We start from the raw sequence: 17,484 nt of genomic DNA, 5'->3' as shown, positions 1-17,484 counted from the left end.
TTTCAGCCCCGGAGGCCGCCACCTGTCCCTTCGCTGCCGCCGATCGAGTCCAGGCCGGCCTGCACGGCGACCGCCCGGGTCGTGGTGATGTTCTCGTCGAGCAGGTCGACGGTGATCACGGTGCGGTGCGTGCGTCGGAGCCGGCGCTCGACCCGGTAGGCGATGTAGGAGAGGATCAGGCAGAGCAGGATGTAGATCGTGCCGACGATGATCGTCGCCGGGACGATCGGCGAGCCGTAGGTCGACTGCGAGCCGATGTAGCGCGCGTAGAAGAGCAGTTCCTCGTACGTGATGATGTAGCCGAGTGCGGTGTCCTTCAGCGTGACGACGAGCTGGGCGATGATCACGGGCATCATCGCGCGGATGGCCTGTGGCAGCAGGATGAGTCGCATCACGCCGGCCTTGCGCAGGCCGATCGCGTACCCGGCCTCTGACTGGCCCTTCGGCAGCGACTCCACACCGGCGCGGATGACCTCGGCGAGCACGGAGCCGTTGTACGCGATGAGGGCGATGACCACCGCCCAGTACGGGTCCATCTTCACGCCGATGACCGGCAGCCCGTAGTAGAGCAGGAACATGAAGACGAGCACGGGAACGGCGCGGAGCACCTCGACGACCGCACCCACCGGGCGTCGGAGCCACGCGTGGTCGGAGAGCCGGCCGATCGCGAGGACGAATCCGACGATGAGTGCGCCCACCGCGGCCGCGCCGAACGCGGCGAGCGTGTTCAGGGTCGCGATGCCGATCTGGACCCATACGTTCGTGTAGGTGAATGCGCTCCACTTCTCGGCCGTGAACTGCCCCGTCGCCCAGAGCCGCCACAGGATGAAGCCGAGGATCGCCAGCACCACGACGACGGTGATGACGCCGAGGATGCGGTTGCGGGCGATCGCCCGGGGGCCGGGCACATCGTAGAGGACGCTGGTCATCGGGCCACCTTCCAACGGCGCTCGAATGTCTGCTGCGCCCATGACAGCAGCAGCACGAGGGCGACGAAGATCGCCATCACCCAGAGGATCGCGACGAACTGGTTCTCGCCGCGCTCGCTGAGGTAGGCGCGGACCGACCCGAGGTTGGCGATCGAGAACCCGGCGGCGACGGTCGTGTTCTTGAGCAGCGCGATGAAGACGCTCATCATCGGCGGGATCACGGAGCGGAAAGCCTGCGGCAGCACGACGAACCGCATGACCTGTCCGAACGTCAGCCCGATCGCACGTGCCGCCTCGGCCTGGCCGACCGGAACGGTGTTGATGCCGGAGCGGATCGTCTCGGCCACGTAGGTGGCGGTGTAGATGCCGAGCGCACAGATCGCGAGGGTGATCGAAACCGCACCGGTGAGCCGCAGCCCCAGCAGCGGCGGCAGGGCGAAGGCGAAGGCGAAGAAGACGAGCGTCAGCGGGGTGTTGCGCACGGTGTTCACGTAGAAGGCACCGACTCCGCGTGCGATCGGGATCGGCGACACGCGCATCGCACCGACGATGGTGCCCAGGATGAGCGCGAGGGTTCCCCCCGCGAAGAACAGCAGGAGCGTGCCGACGATCATCTCGCCCCAGAGGTCGAGATTGTCGGTGATGATGCCCATCGTGCTCCCTTCAGTGCGGGTCGGACGCTTCGGTTGCGGTGCCGGGAACGGGGCGGGGGCGCTCTGCGACCCCGCCCCGGGTGATCAACTCGTCGGGTCGACCTCGGGCTGCTCGCCCGAGATGCCGGCCGGCGCGAGGTTCTCGTCGAACAGCGCCTGCCAGACGTCGTTGCCGTCGGTGAACAGCGCGTTGATGTGCTCCTGCAGTGCCGCGTCGCCCTTCTGGAGGCCGACGCCGTAGCGCTCCTCGCTGAACGGCTCGCCCGCGATCTTCAGCGCGTCGGGGTCCTGCGCGACGTAGCCCGCGAGGATCGCCTCGTCGGTCGTGATCGCGTCGACCGCGCTGGCCTTCAGCTGCTCGACGCACTGCGAGTACGTGTCGTACTCGACCGTGTCGCCGGGGTTGTACTCGTCGCGGATGCGCTGCAGCGGCGTCGAACCCGTCACCGAGCAGACGATCTTGCCCTCGAGGTCGTCGGGGCCGTTGATGTCCTCGTTGTCGGCGGCGACGAGCAGGCCCTGGCCGGTGATGAAGTACGGGCCGGCGAAGTCGATCTGCTCCTTGCGCTTGTCGGTGATCGAGTACGTGCCGACGTAGTAGTCGATGTCGCCGTTCACGAGCGCCTGCTCGCGGTTCGCCGACGGGATGGTCTGGTACTCGATCTGGTCTTCGTCGAAGCCGAGCGAGGCCGCGATCCACTGGGCGATGCCGATGTCGAATCCGCTGCGCTCACCGGACGCGGCGTCTTCGTAGCCGAGGCCCGGCTGGTCGTTCTTCACGCCGATGACGACCTTGCCGCGGTCGGTCATGGCGTCGAACGTGGGGCTGCCCTCGAGCTGCACATCGGTGGCCACCTCCCACAGTGCGGTGTCGCCGCCGGCATCGTCCGTCGCACCGTCGGTGCCGGAGTCGCCCGGGCTGCCACTGTTGCACGCACTGAGTGCGAGCGCCGCGACGGCGATGCCCGCCAGCGCACCGGCGATTCGTGTTGTCCTGCGCATCTTTGTCCTCCTGGTGTCGAATCCGGTACGGTCGCCGCGCCGAGCGCGGACGTCTAGTGGGTGATGAGCTTGGAGAGGAAGTCCTTCGCACGGGCGCTCTGCGCATTCGTGAAGAACTCCTCGGGCGTCGACTCCTCGACGATCTGCCCGTCGGCCATGAACACGACGCGGTCGGCCGCCTTGCGCGCGAACCCCATCTCGTGCGTGACGACGACCATGGTCATGCCGTCTTGCGCGAGGCCGACCATGACGTCGAGCACCTCGTTGATCATCTCGGGGTCGAGGGCGCTCGTCGGCTCGTCGAAGAGCATGACCTTCGGATTCATCGCCAGGGCGCGGGCGATCGCCACGCGCTGCTGCTGCCCGCCCGAGAGCTGCGCCGGCAGCTTGTCGGCCTGCTCGCCGACACCGACGCGATCGAGCAGCACCTTCGCCGCCCGCTCGGCATCGGCCTTCGACTGGTGCTTCACCTTGATCGGCCCGAGGGTGACGTTGTCGAGCACGGTCAGGTGTGCGAAGAGGTTGAACGACTGGAACACCATGCCGACGTCGGCGCGCAGCGCCGCGAGCTCCTTGCCCTCCTGCGGCAGTTCGTCGCCGTCGATGCGGATCGACCCGGTCGTGAACGTCTCGAGGCGGTTGATCGTGCGGCAGAGCGTCGACTTGCCCGACCCCGACGGGCCGATCACGACGACGACTTCGCCCCTGTGCACCGTGAGCGACACGTCCTTCAGGGCGTGGAACTGGCCGTAGTGCTTCTCGACGTGGTCGACGACCACGAGCGGCTCACCGCGCCGCGCCGAGATGTTCGACGTCGGCGGGGACTGATCACTCGGTTGCATACCCCCAAAACTAGGGAGACTTCGGCCCTCGCCACTAGAGCATTCGCGGCGCGTTTACCGATTCGTGACCAGACGGGGCCGGCTCGATGATCAGCTGCGCTGCGCGAAAGCGCTCTCGTAGAGGCACACCGAGGCCGCCGTGGCGAGGTTCATCGACTCCGCGTGCCCGTAGATCGGCACGGTGACGATCCGGTCGGCGAGCGCGAGCTGCTCGTCGGGCAGACCCCGCGCCTCGTTGCCGAAGAGCCAGGCGGTCGGCTTCGCGAGGACGCCGTCGTTGCGTGCTGCGAGCAGGTCTTCGCCCTTGACGTCGGCGGCGAGGACTGTGAGCCCGGCCGCGCGCGCGCGTTCGAGCACGTCGTCGAGGTCGGCGCCGATCGCGACCGGGAGGTGGAAGATCGATCCGGTCGACGAGCGCACGACCTTCGGGTTGTAGAGGTCGACGGCACGGCCCGTCATGATGACCGCGTCGGCGCCGGCGGCGTCGGCCGCGCGCACGATCGTGCCGGCGTTGCCGGGGTCGCGCACCTCTTCGAGGATCGCGATGAGCTTCGGGGACGCCGCGAACACGTCTTTCACTGCGGTCGGGAACTGCCGGCACACGGCGGCGAATCCCTGCGGGGTGACCGTGTCGGCCATCGACGCGAGCACCTCTTCGGTGACGTACTGGGCGGTGAGCCCGGCGCGGACGGCCGCCTCGGCGATCTCGGGGTACCGATCGAGCGCGGTCGGCGTGGCGAAGAGCTCGACGAGGAGCTCGGGACGGAACTCGAGCGCCTCGGCGACGGCCTGCGGTCCCTCGAGCAGGAACAACCCGCTCTCGGCTCTCGCCGCCTTCTTGGCGAGCTTCGCGACAGCGCGGACGCGTGGCGAGCGGGGGTTCTCGAGCATGGTCCCAGTCTATTCAAGGGGATGCCCCGGCTGCGGCATCCCTCGGACGACGAACGGCCCGGCACCTGGGGTGCCGGGCCGTTCGAGACGGAAGGTCGCGCTTACGCGGCGGTCTTCGGGGCCGAGGTGTCGGCAGGCAGCGCCTTCTTCGCGGTCTCGACGAGCGCCGCGAACGTGGCGGGCTCGTTCACCGCGAGCTCGGCGAGGATGCGACGGTCGACCTCGACGCCGGCCAGGCCGAGGCCCTGGATGAGGCGGTTGTAGGTGAGGCCGTTCTGACGCGAGGCCGCGTTGATCCGCTGGATCCACAGGCGACGGAAGTCGCCCTTCTTCTTGCGACGGTCGTTGTACGAGTAGACGAGGGAGTGGGTGACCTGCTCCTTCGCCTTGCGGTAGAGGCGCGACCGCTGACCGCGGTAGCCCTCGGCGCGCTCGAGGATGACCCGACGCTTCTTGTGCGCATTGACAGCGCGCTTCACTCTTGCCATGACTCTGTTTCTTCCTTAGCGGGTCTCGCGGCTCAGCGGCCGAGAAGCTTCTTGATGACCTTGGTGTCGGGCGCCGAGGCGACCTTGTCCTGGTTCAGACGGCGCGTGCGCACCGAGGACTTGCCCTCGAGGTTGTGGCGCATACCGGCCTGCTGCTTCTTGATCTTGCCGGTGCCGGTGATCTTGAAGCGCTTCTTGGACCCGGAGTGGGTCTTCTGCTTCGGCATCTCGTGTTTCTCCTTGGTTCTGCCGTCACGCGGGTGACGGACGGGGTGTTCGGCCTACGCCTCGGTCGGCTCGGCCGTCTGCGAGTCGGACTCGGCCGTGGCTTCCGCCGCCGGCCGGGCCTTCGCCGCAGCACGCTGTGCATTCGCCTCGGCCTTGGCCTCGGACTTGTTCTTCAGGGGCGCGATGACCATGACCATGTTGCGGCCGTCGATCGTGGGGTTGTGCTCGACCGTGCCGAACTCCGCCACGTCTTCCGCGAAGCGCTGGAGGAGGCGGACACCCATCTCGGGACGCGACTGCTCGCGGCCGCGGAAGAGGATCATCGCCTTGACCTTGTCGCCGGCCTTCAGGAAGCCGACGGCGCGCTTCATCTTGGTCTCGTAGTCGTGCTTGTCGATCTTGAGGCGGAACCGGACCTCTTTGAGGATGGTGTTCGCCTGGTTGCGCCGGGCCTCTTTCGCCTTCTGCGCAGCCTCGTACTTGTACTTGCCGTAGTCCATGATCTTGACGACCGGCGGACGCGAGTTCGGTGCGACCTCGACGAGGTCGAGGTCGGCCTCCTGCGCGAGCCGCAGGGCCACCTCGATCTTCACGACGCCGACCTGCTCTCCGCCAGGACCCACGAGGCGGACCTCGGGAACACGGATACGGTCGTTGGTACGCGGATCGCTGATGCGTGTACTCCTCTACTCAAGCTGTTTCATGCGCCGAAGGAGGAGATTCACGTATTCGCGCGGATTCTCACCGCGGCTCATACGGCACCCTGTCTACTTCCACACGTCGATCTCGCGATCGGCGGCGTGGAAGCGGAGTGCAATCGACCCGGTAACCTTGATGAAGCGGTATGCGCGGGTGGGAGGATCTCCACTTTCGTACCGGGGAGAAGCCCCGGAGCCCGAAGTAGTCTAGCAGAGGATGTCTGTGACCTGGAATTCGCCCGCCGACGCGGGTTTCGACGAGTCCACCCCCGAGTCCGAGCGGATCGTCGCCGACGATCACGCGGCCGAACGCGTCGCGTACGACGAGACGGTCGCCGGCGAGGTCGAGGGGGCGACGCGCGACATCGCCGAGGTGCCGGCCGTCGAGATCATCACGACCACGGCGGTCCATCTCATGAGCGCGGCGGCCGTCAAGGTCGGCCTCGCCGACGACCCCGACTCGCAGCTCGACCTCGACGAGGCGCGCAAGCTCATCAACGCCCTCGCCGGGCTCATCACGGCGGGCGCCCCCGAGATCAGCGACATGCACGCGCGGTCGCTCCGCGACGGACTGCGCTCGCTGCAGCTCGCCTTCCGCGAGGCGTCGCCCATCCCCGACGCGATCGGGCAAGGTCCCGGCGAGAAGTGGACCGGCCCGGTCAGCTGACGGACGCCCGAAGCTCGCGCGCGGTCAGCGCTGGCAGCTCGGGCACCAGAAGACGACGCGCTCCTGCGGGTCGGTGACCGAATCCGCTCGTGCTCGACCGAGTTCGCCCCGCTCGATCGTCGTGCGGCAGCGCCGGCAGGGCTCGCCGCCACGGCCGTAGACCCAGAGCCGCTGCCCGCGCCGGTCGACGCCGGTGGTCACCCGCGCACGCCGGTCGCGATTCGCGACGATGAGGCGGCGGCCGAGATCGACGACTCCTGCGGGGTCGGTCACCTCGCCGACCGGGCGGTGGGGGCGGACACCCCGCAGGAAGCACAGCTCGTTGACGTACACGTTGCCGAGCCCGGCCAGGTTGCGCTGGTCGAGCAGGGCGACCGCGACCGGCACCTCGGGGTGCTCGCCGAGGCGACGGACGGCCTCAGCCGTGTGCTGAGGCCGCCAGCCGGGGTCGAGCAGGTCGGGGCCGAGGTGGGCGAGCATCGCGGCGTCTTCCGCACGCGGGACGACCTCGACCTCGCCGAGGTCGAATCCGACGACCTCCGCCTCGGTCGTGGCGAGCACGACACGCGCCCGGTGGGCCGGCTTCGTCCACCGCTCCCCCGACGCGAACACGCGCCACTCGCCCTCCATCTTGAGGTGGGTGCGGATGGTGTGCCCGGGCGTGCGGATGAGCAAGTGCTTGCCGCGGCTCACGACCTCGTCGACGCGCTCGCCCGCCAGGTCGACCGTGGCGTAGCGGGGCACCCGGAAGTCGGTTCGGGCGAACTCGTGCCCCGCGAGCACCGGACGCAGCATCGCGGCGACCTGGAAGACGGAGTCACCTTCGGGCATCGAGTCGCAGTCCCCTCGGCGTCTCCCCGAACCCCGCCGCCCGCAGAGCCGCCCCGAACGGGGTGCCGAGCACGAACGCGCCGTTCACCGACTCCACCGCGATCCGCCGCACCCGCCCCGCCGTGACGAGGCTCGCGACCGACCCCGCGGCGAGCGCGAGGAGCTCGTCGTCCTCGGTGTAGACGAGCACGGTCTTGCCGCCGCGCTCGACATAGGCGACCAGCTCGCCGTCGGCGACCACGACGATCGCACCGGCCTTTCGCGCAGCCCGATGCGAGCTCTCGCCCGGGGGGTCGGGCCACGGCAGCGCAGCGCCGTAGGCGTTCGCCGGGTCGGTCGCGGCGAGTGCGAGCACCCTGGGCGCGTCGGCGTCGCGCGTGTCGAGGTCGGAATGGCTCCGCAGTCGGTCGACGGCCCCCGGCGCTGCGAACTGGGCGGCGCCGAGGCGCTCGACGAAGTACCCACGGCGGGCGCGACCGGATTCCTCGAAGCCGCTGAGGGTCTTGTAGACGAGCGCGAAGCCGCCGACCACGCCCTCTGCGACGGCGGCGCCGCGCGTGACGACGCCGTAGCGGTCGAGCAGCATCTCACCGAGCGCGTGGGCGCGGCGGGTGGGGTCGGAATCGGCCACCGGCAGGATCGACCATCGACCGGCGACCGACGGCGGGCCGGTGCGACTCGGCATCGTCGCCCGCGGGAGGGACCGGCCCCGCAGCATCCGCGCCCTGGGTACCGGTCGCGATGCCTTGTGCGCGCTGCGCCCGCCGCTCGTGAGCGCCCGCACGGGCGAGAAGGTGTCGTTCGTGACGAGACCCGCCCAGACGAGGCCCCAGAGCGCCTCGACGAGGGCGCCGTCGTCGACGGGGGCCTCGCCGAACTCGGACGGCACGGTGCCGAAGGCGCCGACGGCGTCGGCGAGCTGACGGAAGAAGAACGCGCCGCCCGACCCGAGTGCGACCAGCACCTCGCGCTGGAGCGGCGTGAGGTCGGTGTCGATCGGCGGGGCCAGCGTGAGCGGTGCCGTCTCGGCCGAGTGCAGGGTGATCCAGCCGTCGTCGCCGGCGAGTTCTCCGGCGCCGGCCCACAGCACCTCCCCGCTCGCCATGAGCTCGTCGAGCATGGCGGGGCTGTAGTCGGCGACACGCGACGGCAGGACGAGCGACTCCCAGGCCGAGGCGGGCAGGCGCACCCCCTCGAGCTGTTCGATCGTGCTCGCGACCCCGTCGATGCCCCTCAACCCGCCGCCGACCTGCTGCCATGCCGGCACGAACCGCGCGAGGGCGCGCTGGGGCACCGGCTCGATCTCGTGCCGGAGGGCCGCGAGCGAGCGCCGACGGAGCCGCCGCAGCACCTCGGCGTCGCACCACTCGGTCGACGTGCCGTGGGGGCGGAACTCGCCCTCGACGACCCTCCGTTCGTCGGCCAGTCGGCGTAGCGCGGCCCGTGCCACCGCCACCCCGATTCCGAACCGGTCGGCGACCTCGTCGACGGCGAACGGTCCGTGGGTGCGGGCGTACCGGCTGATGAGGTCGCCCATCGGGTCGGCCACGTGCTCGCCGAACGCGACGGCCACGCCCGGTGGCACCGGAACGCCGAGGGCGTCGCGGAGGCGGCCCACGTCTTCGACGGCGGCGAGGCGCTCGCGACCGGCGAACCCGACGCGCACGGCTCGCCGCGCCGCGACGAGCTCGGCCACGGCCGACGCCGGGTCGGTCGACTCATCGACTCGCACGGCGATCTCGTCGTCGGTGAGCGGGCCGAGCGCCATCAACAGGTCGGCGACGCCCTCCGTGCCCCGAGCACGGCGCTCGGGATCGAGGCGTTGGAGCTCGCGCTCGGTCTGCTCGATGACGCCGGGGTCGAGGAGCTCGCGCAGCTCGACCCGGCCGAGCAGCTCGCCGAGCAGCGACTGGTCGATCGCGAGGGCCGCGGCGCGGCGCTCGGCGAGCGGCGAGTCGCCCTCGTACATGAACGCGCCGACGTAGCCGAACAGCAGCGTGCTCGCGAACGGGCTCGGCGACTCGGTCGTGGTCTCGACGAGGCGCACCCGGCGCGCGGCGAGGTCGGCGGCGATCTCGACGAGGCCCGGCACGTCGTAGACGTCTTGCAGCACTTCGCGCACCGTCTCGAGGATGATCGGGAAGGTCGGGAACGCGCTCGCGACCTCGAGCAGCTGCGCCGCCTTCTGCCGCTGCTGCCAGAGCGGTGACCGGCGCCCGGGCTGGTAGTGAGGCAGCAGCAGGGCGCGCGCCGCGCACTCGCGGAATCGACTCGCGAACAGCGCCGAACCGCCGACCTCGTCGGTGACGAGCTGCTCGAGCTCGGCCGCCTCGAAGCGGAAGAGGTCGGCGCCGGGCGGCTCGTCGCCCGTGTCGGGGATGCGCACGATGATGCCGTCGTCGGCCGCGACCGCGGCGCCGTCGACCCCGTGCCGCTCGCGCACCCGCGCCGCGACGGCGAGCGCCCACGGCGCGTGCACGGGCATGCCGAACGGCGAGTGCAGGATGACGCGCCAGTCGCCCAGCTCGTCGCGGGTGCGCTCGACCACGAGGGTGCGATCGCTCGGCACCGCCCCCGTGGCGCGCGCCTGGTCGGCGAGGAAGGCGATGAGGTTCGTGGTGGCGTTCTCGTCGAGCCCGGAGGCCGCGATGCGCGAGCGAGCCTCGGGCTCGGTCGCCGTCGACACCTCGCGCATGAACGCTCCGAGCGCGCGGCCGAGCTCGACGGGCCGCCCGAGCCCGTCGCCCTTCCAGAAGGGGACGCGGCCCGGCTGGCCGAAGGCCGGCACGACGTTGACGCGGTCGAACGTGATCTCCTGGATGCGCCAGCTCGTCGCGCCCAGCGCGAAGACGTCGCCGACGCGCGACTCGTAGACCATCTCCTCGTCGAGCTCGCCGACGCGGCGGCCGGTGGTCTCGTCGCCGCCGACGAGGAAGACGCCGAACATGCCCCGGTCGGGGATGGTGCCGCCGCTCGTGACGGCGAGCCGCTGCGCCCCGGGGCGCCCGGTCACGACGCCGGCCTCGCGGTCCCAGACGACGCGCGGCCGGAGCTCGCCGAAGCGGTCCGACGGATATCGGCCCGCGAGGAGGTCGAGCGTCGCCTCGTAGGCCGAGCGCGGCAGCGTCGCGAACGGGGCCGCGCGGCGCACGGTCGCGAACCAGCCCTCGACGTCGAGTTCGTCGACGGCTGCGGCCGCGATCGTCTGCTGGGCGAGGATGTCGAGCGGGTTCGCCGGCACCCGCATGGTCTCGATGAGCCCACCGAGCATGCGTTCGGCCGCGACCGCCGTGTGCACGAGGTCGGCTCGGTGCTTGGGGAACATGACGCCGCGCGACACCTCGCCGACCTGGTGCCCCGCGCGCCCCAGCCGCTGGAGCCCGCTCGCGACGGAGGGCGGCGCCTCGACCTGCACGACGAGGTCGACCGCGCCCATGTCGATGCCGAGCTCGAGGCTCGAGGTCGCCACGACGCAGCGCAGCCGCCCCGACTTCAGGTCGTCTTCGATGTCGGCGCGCTGCTCTTTGCTGACCGAGCCATGATGGGCGCGGGCGATGACGGCCGGCGCACCGACGGTCTGGCCCGACTGCGCCATGAGTGCCGCCGGGGGCCCGGCCGCGGCCGCCGCGGTGACGAGCTCGGCGCGTTCGAGCTCGTCGAGGTGCAGTTCGTTCAGGCGGGCGGTGAGCCGCTCGGCCAACCGCCTCGAGTTCGCGAAGACGATCGAGGAGCGGTGCTCGAGCACGCGATCGAGGATCGCCTGTTCGACGTGCGGCCAGATCGAGCCCGTCGCATCGTCGTTCGCGGGCAGTTGCGCCATGTCTTCGACGGGCACGACCACGCGCAGGTCGAATCGCTTGTCGGCCGGCGGCGCGACGACCTCGACCGGTGCGCTCGCGCAGAGGAACCGGGCCACCTCTTCGACGGGCCGCACGGTCGCCGAGAGCCCGATGCGCTGGGCCGGACGCTCGAGCAGCGCGTCGAGGCGCTCAAGCGACAGTGCGAGGTGCGCACCGCGCTTCGTGCCGGCGACCGCGTGGATCTCGTCGACGATGACGGTCTCGATCGAGCGCAACGTCTCACGCGCCTGCGAGGTCAGCATGAGGAAGAGCGACTCGGGCGTCGTGATGAGGATGTCGGGCGGCGTGCGCAGCAGCGCCCGACGCTCGTTCGCGGGCGTGTCGCCCGAGCGCACCCCGACGCTCACGCTCGGCGGCGTGGCGCCGAGGCGCTCGGCGACGCGGGCGATGCCGGTGAGCGGCGCGCGGAGGTTGCGCTCGACGTCGACGCCGAGCGCCTTGAGCGGCGACAGGTAGAGCACCCGGGTACCGGGCTCGGCTGCGGGCTCGGTCGTGAGCCGGTCGATCGCCGAGAGGAACGCCGACAGGGTCTTGCCCGATCCGGTGGGAGCGACGACGAGCGCGTGGGCGCCGCCCCCGATCGCCCGCCAGGCGCCCTGCTGCACCGCGGTGGGCGCGCGGAACGCCTCGGCGAACCACGTGCGCGTCGCCTCCGAGAAGGCCGCAAGCGCATCGGTCATGGCTCCATTCAATCCGATGCCGCCGACAACCGTTCTCAGCGCGGGTCTGCGGCGAGGGCGCGGGCGACGGCGGCGACCGTGCGATCGGCCTCGGTGGCGTCGGTCGCCCAGTTGCTCACCGAGAACCGCACGACCGCGCGATCGCGCCACCGCGACGTCATCGCGAGCACCTCACCCTCCTCCCAGAGCCGGGACGAGAGCGCCTCCGTCGCCGCATCGTCGGCGAGCGCGAGGCACACCTGGGTGAAGACGACGTCGTTCAGCACCTCCACGCCTGGCAGGCGAGCGACGCCGACGGCGATCCGCTTCGCGGAGTCGACGAGCCGTTCGACGAGCTCGGAGACGCCCTCGCGCCCGAGGGCGCGCAGCACCGCCCACGTCGGAACGCCGCGAGCACGCCGCGAAAGCTCCGGCACCCGCTCGTGCGGGTCGGCGACGGCGTCGCTCGCCTGCAGGTAGCTCGCATGCATGCTCAGCGCCCGCTGCATCGCGTGCTCGTCGCGCACGATCGCGATGCCGCAGTCGTACGGCACGCTGAGCGTCTTGTGCGCATCGGTCGACCACGAGTCGGCCGCCTCGTACCCCGCGACGAGGTGCCGCAGGCGCGGGCTGGCTCCCGCCCACAGCCCGAAGGCGCCGTCGACGTGCACCCAGGCGCCGGCCTCGTGCGCGACCTCGATCGCCCGGGCGAAGTCGTCGAACGATCCGGAATGGATGTTGCCCGCCTGGAGGACGACGATCGCCGGATCGGGATCGGCGGCGAGCACCGCTCCGAGCGCGCCGACGTCGATGCGCCCCTCGTCGTCCGCGGCGGCGACGACCGGTGCCCCGAGGCCGAGGTAGCGCCCGGCGAGGTCGACCGTACCGTGCCGTTCGGCGCCCACGACGAAGCGCACGCGCGGCGCTCCGAAGACGCCGTCCTGCGCCGCATCCCAGCCGGCCCTCCGCAGGAGTTCGTCGCGACCGGTCGCGAGCCCGACGAAATGCGCCATCGTGGCCCCGGTGGTGAAGCCGACCGCCGACCCGGCGGGCAGGCCGAGCAGATCGACGATCCACTCCCCTGCGAGCTCCTCGACCGCGGCGACGCCGGGCGTCGCGAACCGCAGCCCGGTGTTCTGGTCCCACGCCGAGACGAGCCAGTCGGCGGCGAGGGCGACCGGTTGCACCCCGCCCATCACCCAACCGAAGAAGCGCGGCGAGCCGATGCCGAGCAGTCCCGGTTCGACGCCGTCGGCCAACCGCTCGACCACCTGTGCTGCCGGTTCACCGCGGCTCGGCAGCGCCCGACCCAGCCGTTCCTTCGCTGCATCGGCATCGATCTCGGGCGGGATCGGACGTTCGGCGACGCCGTCGAGCCAGCGTCTCGCCCGGTCGGACGCGATCTCCAGCGGTCGGTCGTATTCGGGTCGCCGCGCTCCGGCGGCCGACGGTCGCTCGGCCATGTTCCACCTGACTCCCGCGCACACGTGCGCGTTCCAGATGATGCTCCGCGATGCTCCCGCGGTCAATGCCCAGTTCGGGCGGGATCGCGCACGGCTGAGGCGGCACTGCCTGCTTCCGCACGCTCAGGCGTCGCGACGACCGCCGACGAGTCGCACGGCGAGCGAGTCGACCCCGGTCGCGATCGCGTCGTCCTCCGCCCAGCGCCGCGCGAGCCGAGCAGTCGTGGCATCGAGCTCCTCACGGGTGAGTCCGTCGACGAGCCGCAGCGTCACGACGAGCTCGGGCCCGGCGAGCCGCGCGAGCGGGTCGCCTGCGGCGAGGTCGACGCCGAGCACGGCGAGCTCGCTGCCGATCGAGCGCTCGAACGCCCGGCGCACGGCCTCGTCGTCGAAGGGCGGCGTCCACGGCTTCTGCTGGGCGACCGCCCACACGGCGGGTCGGCGCAGCACGAACTCGCCCGGCGATGCCGGGTCGAGCACGACGAGCTCGGTGCCGTCGTCGGCCGCGGCGAGCGCCACCCGGACGCCGTCGGCGGGCACAGGACGGGCGACCGGGCTCCAGGCGCGCATCGTGTCCACCGACGAGAACACCGGCAGCACGCGACGCCCGTCGGGCCCGTCGACCGTCACGATCGAGAGTTCCTGGCTCTTGTCGACGGCGTGGCCGTGCGCGCCGGTCTCCGCTCCCCCGTCGCCGAGCTCGGCGAGCAGCGGGATCAGCAGCCTCGAGGCGCCGAACGCGGCGACGACACCGGCCTGTGAGCCGTCTCCGTCGTGGAATGCACGCAGCGCGGCACCGAGGGCGGCCGGGATCGAGCCGTCGTCGCCCGCGTGCGGGTTCTCGTCGAACGCCCGGCCCGCCCACGGTACCCCCGCAGAATCCGCGAGATGCGCGGGAAGCGGCCTCGCGGTGCCGCCGGGCGTCGTGCCCGAGGCATCCTCGTCGTCCGCAGCGTTGCCGAGATCAGCGGTCATGCGCGCCGGCTCAGTTGCTCGCGACGTCGAGGGCCTCGGCGAGCGTGAAGGCGCCGGCGTACAGGGCCTTGCCGACGATCGCGCCCTCGAGGCCGAGCGGCACGAGCTCGCGCAGCGTGGCGAGGTCGTCGAGGCTCGAGATGCCGCCGGAGGCGACGACGGGGCGGTGCGTGCGGTCCATCACCTGGCGCAGGAGCTCGACGTTCGGGCCCTGCAGCGTGCCGTCCTTCGTGACGTCGGTCACGACGTAGCGCGCGGCACCCGCCTCTTCGAGCCGGTCCATGACCTGCCACAGGTCGCCGCCGTCCTTCGTCCAGCCGCGGGCGGCGAGCGTCGTCCCGCGCACGTCGAGGCCGACGGCGATGGCCTCGCCGTACTGGGCGATGACCGAGGCGGCCCACTCGGGGTTCTCGAGGGCTGCGGTGCCGAGGTTGATGCGCTTGGCGCCGATCTCGAGGGCGTGCTCGAGCGACTCGTCGTCGCGGATCCCGCCCGACAGCTCGACGTTCACGCCGCGCACCTGGCGGATGACCTTCTTCAGGATGCCGCCGTTCGAACCCCGGCCGAACGCCGCGTCGAGGTCGACGAGGTGGATCCACTCGGCGCCCTGGTCGGCCCAGTCCACGGCCGCGTCGACCGGATCGCCGTAGCTCGTCTCGGTGCCGGCCTCGCCCTTCGTCAGGCGGACGGCCTTGCCGCCCGCGACGTCGACGGCCGGCAGCAGCACGAGGCCGGGGGTCTTGTTGAACTCACTCATCACTACTGTCCTCGATCGCGATACGCCGTCGGCCGTGTTTCACCCGGCGCAGTGACGGCCGGCACAGTCACAGGATCATAGTCGCCCGCGCCGCGCGCGACGTGTCGCATGACGGTCGGATGACTCAGGCGAGTGCGCCGAGCCAGTTCGAGAGCAGCTGGATGCCCGCGTCCGACGACTTCTCTGGGTGGAACTGCGTCGCCGACAGCGGACCGTTCTCGACCGCGGCGAGGAAGCGCCCGCCGTGCTCGGCCCAGGTCAGCTTCGGCTGCGGGAACGGCGGCATCACGTCGAGGTGCCACGACTGCGCCGCGAACGAATGCACGAAGTAGAAGCGCTCGTCTTCGATGCCGTCGAACAGCACCGAGCCCGCGTCGGGCACGACGGTGTTCCAGCCCATGTGCGGCAGCACCTCGGCCGGAAGCTCGGTGACGGCCCCGGGCCACTCTCCGAGCCCCTCGGTGTCGACGCCGCGTTCGACGCCGTGCTCGAAGAGCACCTGCATGCCGACGCAGATGCCGAGCACGTGCCGGCCGCCGGCGAGGCGCCGGTCGATGATCTCGTCGCCGCGCACCGCGCGGAGCTGGTCCATGACGGCCTTGAACGCGCCCACGCCGGGCACGACGAGGCCGTCGGCCTCCATCGCCGCTGCACGTGAGGCCGTGACCTCGACCTCCGCGCCAGCGCGTTCGAGCGCCTTCGCGGCCGAGTGCACGTTGCCCGACCCGTAGTCGAGCACCACGACGCGCCGGTTGCGGCTCACAGCGCACCCTTGGTCGACGGGATGCCGCTGACGAGCGGGTCGAGCGCCTTCGCCTGCCGGAATGCGCGCGCGAAGGCCTTGAACTCGGCCTCGGCGATGTGGTGCGGGTCGCGCCCGCCGAGCACCGTGACGTGCACGGTGAGCCCGGCGTTGAAGGCGATCGCCTCGAAGACGTGCCGCACCATCGAGCCCGTGAAGTGACCGCCGATGAGGTGGAACTCGAAGCCCTCCGGCTCACCGGTGTGCACGAGGAACGGCCGCCCCGAGATGTCGACGACCGCCTGCGCGAGCGCCTCGTCGAGCGGCACGAGCGCGTCGCCGTAGCGCGAGATGCCGCGCTTGTCGCCGAGCGCCTCGCGGATCGCCTGCCCCAGCACGATGCCGGTGTCTTCGACGGTGTGATGCACGTCGATGTGAAGGTCTCCCGACGCGCGCACGGTGAGGTCGGTGAGCGAGTGCTTCGCGAACGCGGTGAGCAGGTGGTCGTAGAACGGCACGCCGGTCTCGATGTCGCTCGAGCCCGAGCCGTCGAGGTCGATCGACAGGTCGATGCTCGATTCGCTCGTCTCGCGCTGCACGCGCGCGGTGCGCGATCGGGGCTGGGCGGTCATGACTCGATCCTATTCTCGGTGGCGCCACCGGCCGCGCTGCTCGTCGCGACGGCCGCCGGCCCGAACACGGCGACCGCCTCGAGGAAGGCGGTGGTCTCGGCCTCGGTGCCCGCAGTCACGCGCAGGTGCCCGGGGATGCCGAGCTCCCTGATGAGGATGCCTCGCGCGAGCAGCCCCTCGAACACGGCGTGCGGGTCGTCGACCCCGCCGAACAGCACGAAGTTCGATCCGCTGCGGTGCGGGGCGAAGCCGAGTCGCGCGAGCTCGGTCGTGATGCGCTCGCGCTGGCGGCGGATGTCGTCGACCATCGCCAGCATCTCGTCGGCATGGGCGAGCGCGCCGAGCGCGGCGGCCTGGGTGAGCGCGGAGAGGTGGTACGGCAGGCGCACGAGCCGCAGGGCATCGATCGTGGCGGGGTCGCCGGCGAGGTAGCCGACGCGGGCGCCCGCGAACGCGAACGCCTTGCTCATCGTGCGGGAGACCACGAGCCGCGGCCGCCCCTCGAGCAGCGTGAGCGCACTCGGGGCACCGGGGTCGGCGAACTCGAAGTACGCCTCGTCGACGACGACGATGCCCCGTGCCGCGTCGGCGACGGCACGCACCGTGTCGAGCGACAGCGGCGTGCCCGTGGGATTGTTCGGTGCGCAGAGGAAGACGAGGTCGGGGTCGTGCTCGCGAACGGCGGCGACCGCCGTCTCGGCACTGAGCTCGAAGTCGTCGTCGCGGTCGGCGGCGATCCAGCGGGTGCCCGTGCCCGAGGCGAGCAGCGCGTACATGGAGTACGTCGGCGCGAATCCGAGCACCGAGCGGCCGGGCCCACCGAACGCCTGCAGCACCTGCTGCAGCACCTCGTTCGAGCCGTTGGCGGCCCAGATCTGCTCGGGTGCGAGCCCGTGGCCGAGGTAGCCGGCGAGCGCCTCTCGCAGCTCGGTGAACTCGCGATCGGGGTATCGGTTCAACCGGAGGATCGCGGCGGCGACTCGGGCGACGATGTCGTGCGCCACGTCCTCGGGGATGGCATGCGTGTTCTCGTTGACGTTGAGGGCGACGGGCACCGCCTTCTGCGGCGCACCGTACGGGTCGCGACCACGGAGGTCGTCGCGGATGGGGAGGTCGTCGAGACTCGTCACCGAACCAGCCTAGCCACGCGACCCGTGACGCCCCCGG

General features: G+C 71.3%; 17 protein-coding genes. 1 reads left to right on the top strand and 16 read right to left on the bottom strand.

The annotated features are described in order from the left end of the window. Positions 1–2 precede the first annotated feature (2 nt). The 8 genes from PX701_RS15215 to infC form a co-directional block, all read right to left on the bottom strand. Positions 3–929 (bottom strand): amino acid ABC transporter permease, encoded by a 927-nt coding sequence (locus tag PX701_RS15215; protein ID WP_231431282.1) that lies wholly within the window; start codon positions 927–929, stop codon positions 3–5. Next, positions 926–1,582, bottom strand: a complete 657-nt coding sequence (locus PX701_RS15210) for an amino acid ABC transporter permease (RefSeq protein WP_231431283.1) — start codon at positions 1,580–1,582, stop codon at positions 926–928. Before PX701_RS15210 ends, PX701_RS15215 begins: the two co-directional genes overlap by 4 nt. 84 nt (positions 1,583–1,666) lie before the next feature. Next, positions 1,667–2,584, bottom strand: a complete 918-nt coding sequence (locus PX701_RS15205; RefSeq protein WP_275506765.1) for a glutamate ABC transporter substrate-binding protein — start codon at positions 2,582–2,584, stop codon at positions 1,667–1,669. A gap of 53 nt (positions 2,585–2,637) precedes the next feature. After that, positions 2,638–3,426, bottom strand: coding sequence for an amino acid ABC transporter ATP-binding protein (locus tag PX701_RS15200; RefSeq protein ID WP_231431285.1), 789 nt, complete (start codon positions 3,424–3,426; stop codon positions 2,638–2,640). 90 nt (positions 3,427–3,516) lie between these two features. Beyond that, positions 3,517–4,317, bottom strand: coding sequence for a TrmH family RNA methyltransferase (locus tag PX701_RS15195; RefSeq protein WP_231431286.1), 801 nt, complete (start codon positions 4,315–4,317; stop codon positions 3,517–3,519). A gap of 101 nt (positions 4,318–4,418) precedes the next feature. Next, entirely contained in the window at positions 4,419–4,805 is a 387-nt protein-coding gene (rplT, locus tag PX701_RS15190) for a 50S ribosomal protein L20 (protein WP_231431287.1), read from the bottom strand. Between the two features lie 32 nt (positions 4,806–4,837). Further along, positions 4,838–5,032 carry a 50S ribosomal protein L35 gene (gene rpmI, locus PX701_RS15185; RefSeq protein WP_231431288.1) on the bottom strand — a complete coding sequence of 65 codons (195 nt, stop codon included), beginning with the start codon at positions 5,030–5,032 and terminating at the stop codon, positions 4,838–4,840. Between the two features lie 54 nt (positions 5,033–5,086). Beyond that, on the bottom strand, positions 5,087–5,707 hold the full coding sequence (infC, locus tag PX701_RS15180) for a translation initiation factor IF-3 (protein ID WP_275506808.1): 621 nt from the start codon (positions 5,705–5,707) through the stop codon (positions 5,087–5,089). Between the two features lie 307 nt (positions 5,708–6,014). On the opposite strand from infC, the gene PX701_RS15175 reads away from it, so the two are divergent. After that, positions 6,015–6,398: a DUF1844 domain-containing protein gene (locus PX701_RS15175; RefSeq protein WP_374201166.1), complete on the top strand. Its 384-nt coding sequence runs from the start codon at positions 6,015–6,017 to the stop codon at positions 6,396–6,398. Positions 6,399–6,422: 24 nt separating this feature from the next. On the opposite strand, the gene PX701_RS15170 is transcribed toward PX701_RS15175, so the two are convergent. The 8 genes from PX701_RS15170 to PX701_RS15135 all read right to left on the bottom strand — a co-directional run bounded on the left by PX701_RS15170 (position 6,423) and on the right by PX701_RS15135 (position 17,447). Next, positions 6,423–7,229 carry a DNA-formamidopyrimidine glycosylase family protein gene (locus PX701_RS15170; RefSeq protein WP_275506764.1) on the bottom strand — a complete coding sequence of 269 codons (807 nt, stop codon included), beginning with the start codon at positions 7,227–7,229 and terminating at the stop codon, positions 6,423–6,425. Next, positions 7,216–11,769, bottom strand: coding sequence for an ATP-dependent helicase (locus PX701_RS15165; protein ID WP_275506763.1), 4,554 nt, complete (start codon positions 11,767–11,769; stop codon positions 7,216–7,218). Before PX701_RS15165 ends, PX701_RS15170 begins: the two co-directional genes overlap by 14 nt. 35 nt (positions 11,770–11,804) lie before the next feature. Beyond that, positions 11,805–13,211 carry a pyridoxal phosphate-dependent decarboxylase family protein gene (locus tag PX701_RS15160; protein ID WP_275506762.1) on the bottom strand — a complete coding sequence of 469 codons (1,407 nt, stop codon included), beginning with the start codon at positions 13,209–13,211 and terminating at the stop codon, positions 11,805–11,807. A gap of 123 nt (positions 13,212–13,334) precedes the next feature. Beyond that, complete coding sequence (locus tag PX701_RS15155) at positions 13,335–14,186, bottom strand: SseB family protein (RefSeq protein WP_275506761.1); 852 nt, start codon at positions 14,184–14,186, stop codon at positions 13,335–13,337. Between the two features lie 10 nt (positions 14,187–14,196). Further along, positions 14,197–14,943, bottom strand: a complete 747-nt coding sequence (priA, locus tag PX701_RS15150; protein WP_231431294.1) for a bifunctional 1-(5-phosphoribosyl)-5-((5-phosphoribosylamino)methylideneamino)imidazole-4-carboxamide isomerase/phosphoribosylanthranilate isomerase PriA — start codon at positions 14,941–14,943, stop codon at positions 14,197–14,199. A 124-nt stretch (positions 14,944–15,067) separates the two neighbouring features. After that, entirely contained in the window at positions 15,068–15,706 is a 639-nt protein-coding gene (hisH, locus tag PX701_RS15145; RefSeq protein ID WP_275506760.1) for an imidazole glycerol phosphate synthase subunit HisH, read from the bottom strand. Continuing rightward, complete coding sequence (gene hisB / locus PX701_RS15140; protein WP_231431296.1) at positions 15,703–16,317, bottom strand: imidazoleglycerol-phosphate dehydratase HisB; 615 nt, start codon at positions 16,315–16,317, stop codon at positions 15,703–15,705. Before hisB ends, hisH begins: the two co-directional genes overlap by 4 nt. Beyond that, entirely contained in the window at positions 16,314–17,447 is a 1,134-nt protein-coding gene (locus PX701_RS15135) for a histidinol-phosphate transaminase (RefSeq protein WP_275506759.1), read from the bottom strand. Before PX701_RS15135 ends, hisB begins: the two co-directional genes overlap by 4 nt. Positions 17,448–17,484 lie beyond the last annotated feature (37 nt).

Origin of the sequence: Agromyces chromiiresistens (genome assembly GCF_029167465.1) — a bacterium.
GTDB lineage: Bacteria > Actinomycetota > Actinomycetes > Actinomycetales > Microbacteriaceae > Agromyces > Agromyces chromiiresistens.
Note: the sequence above shows the minus strand (reverse complement) of the source record. Positions and strands in the feature narration are given on the sequence as shown.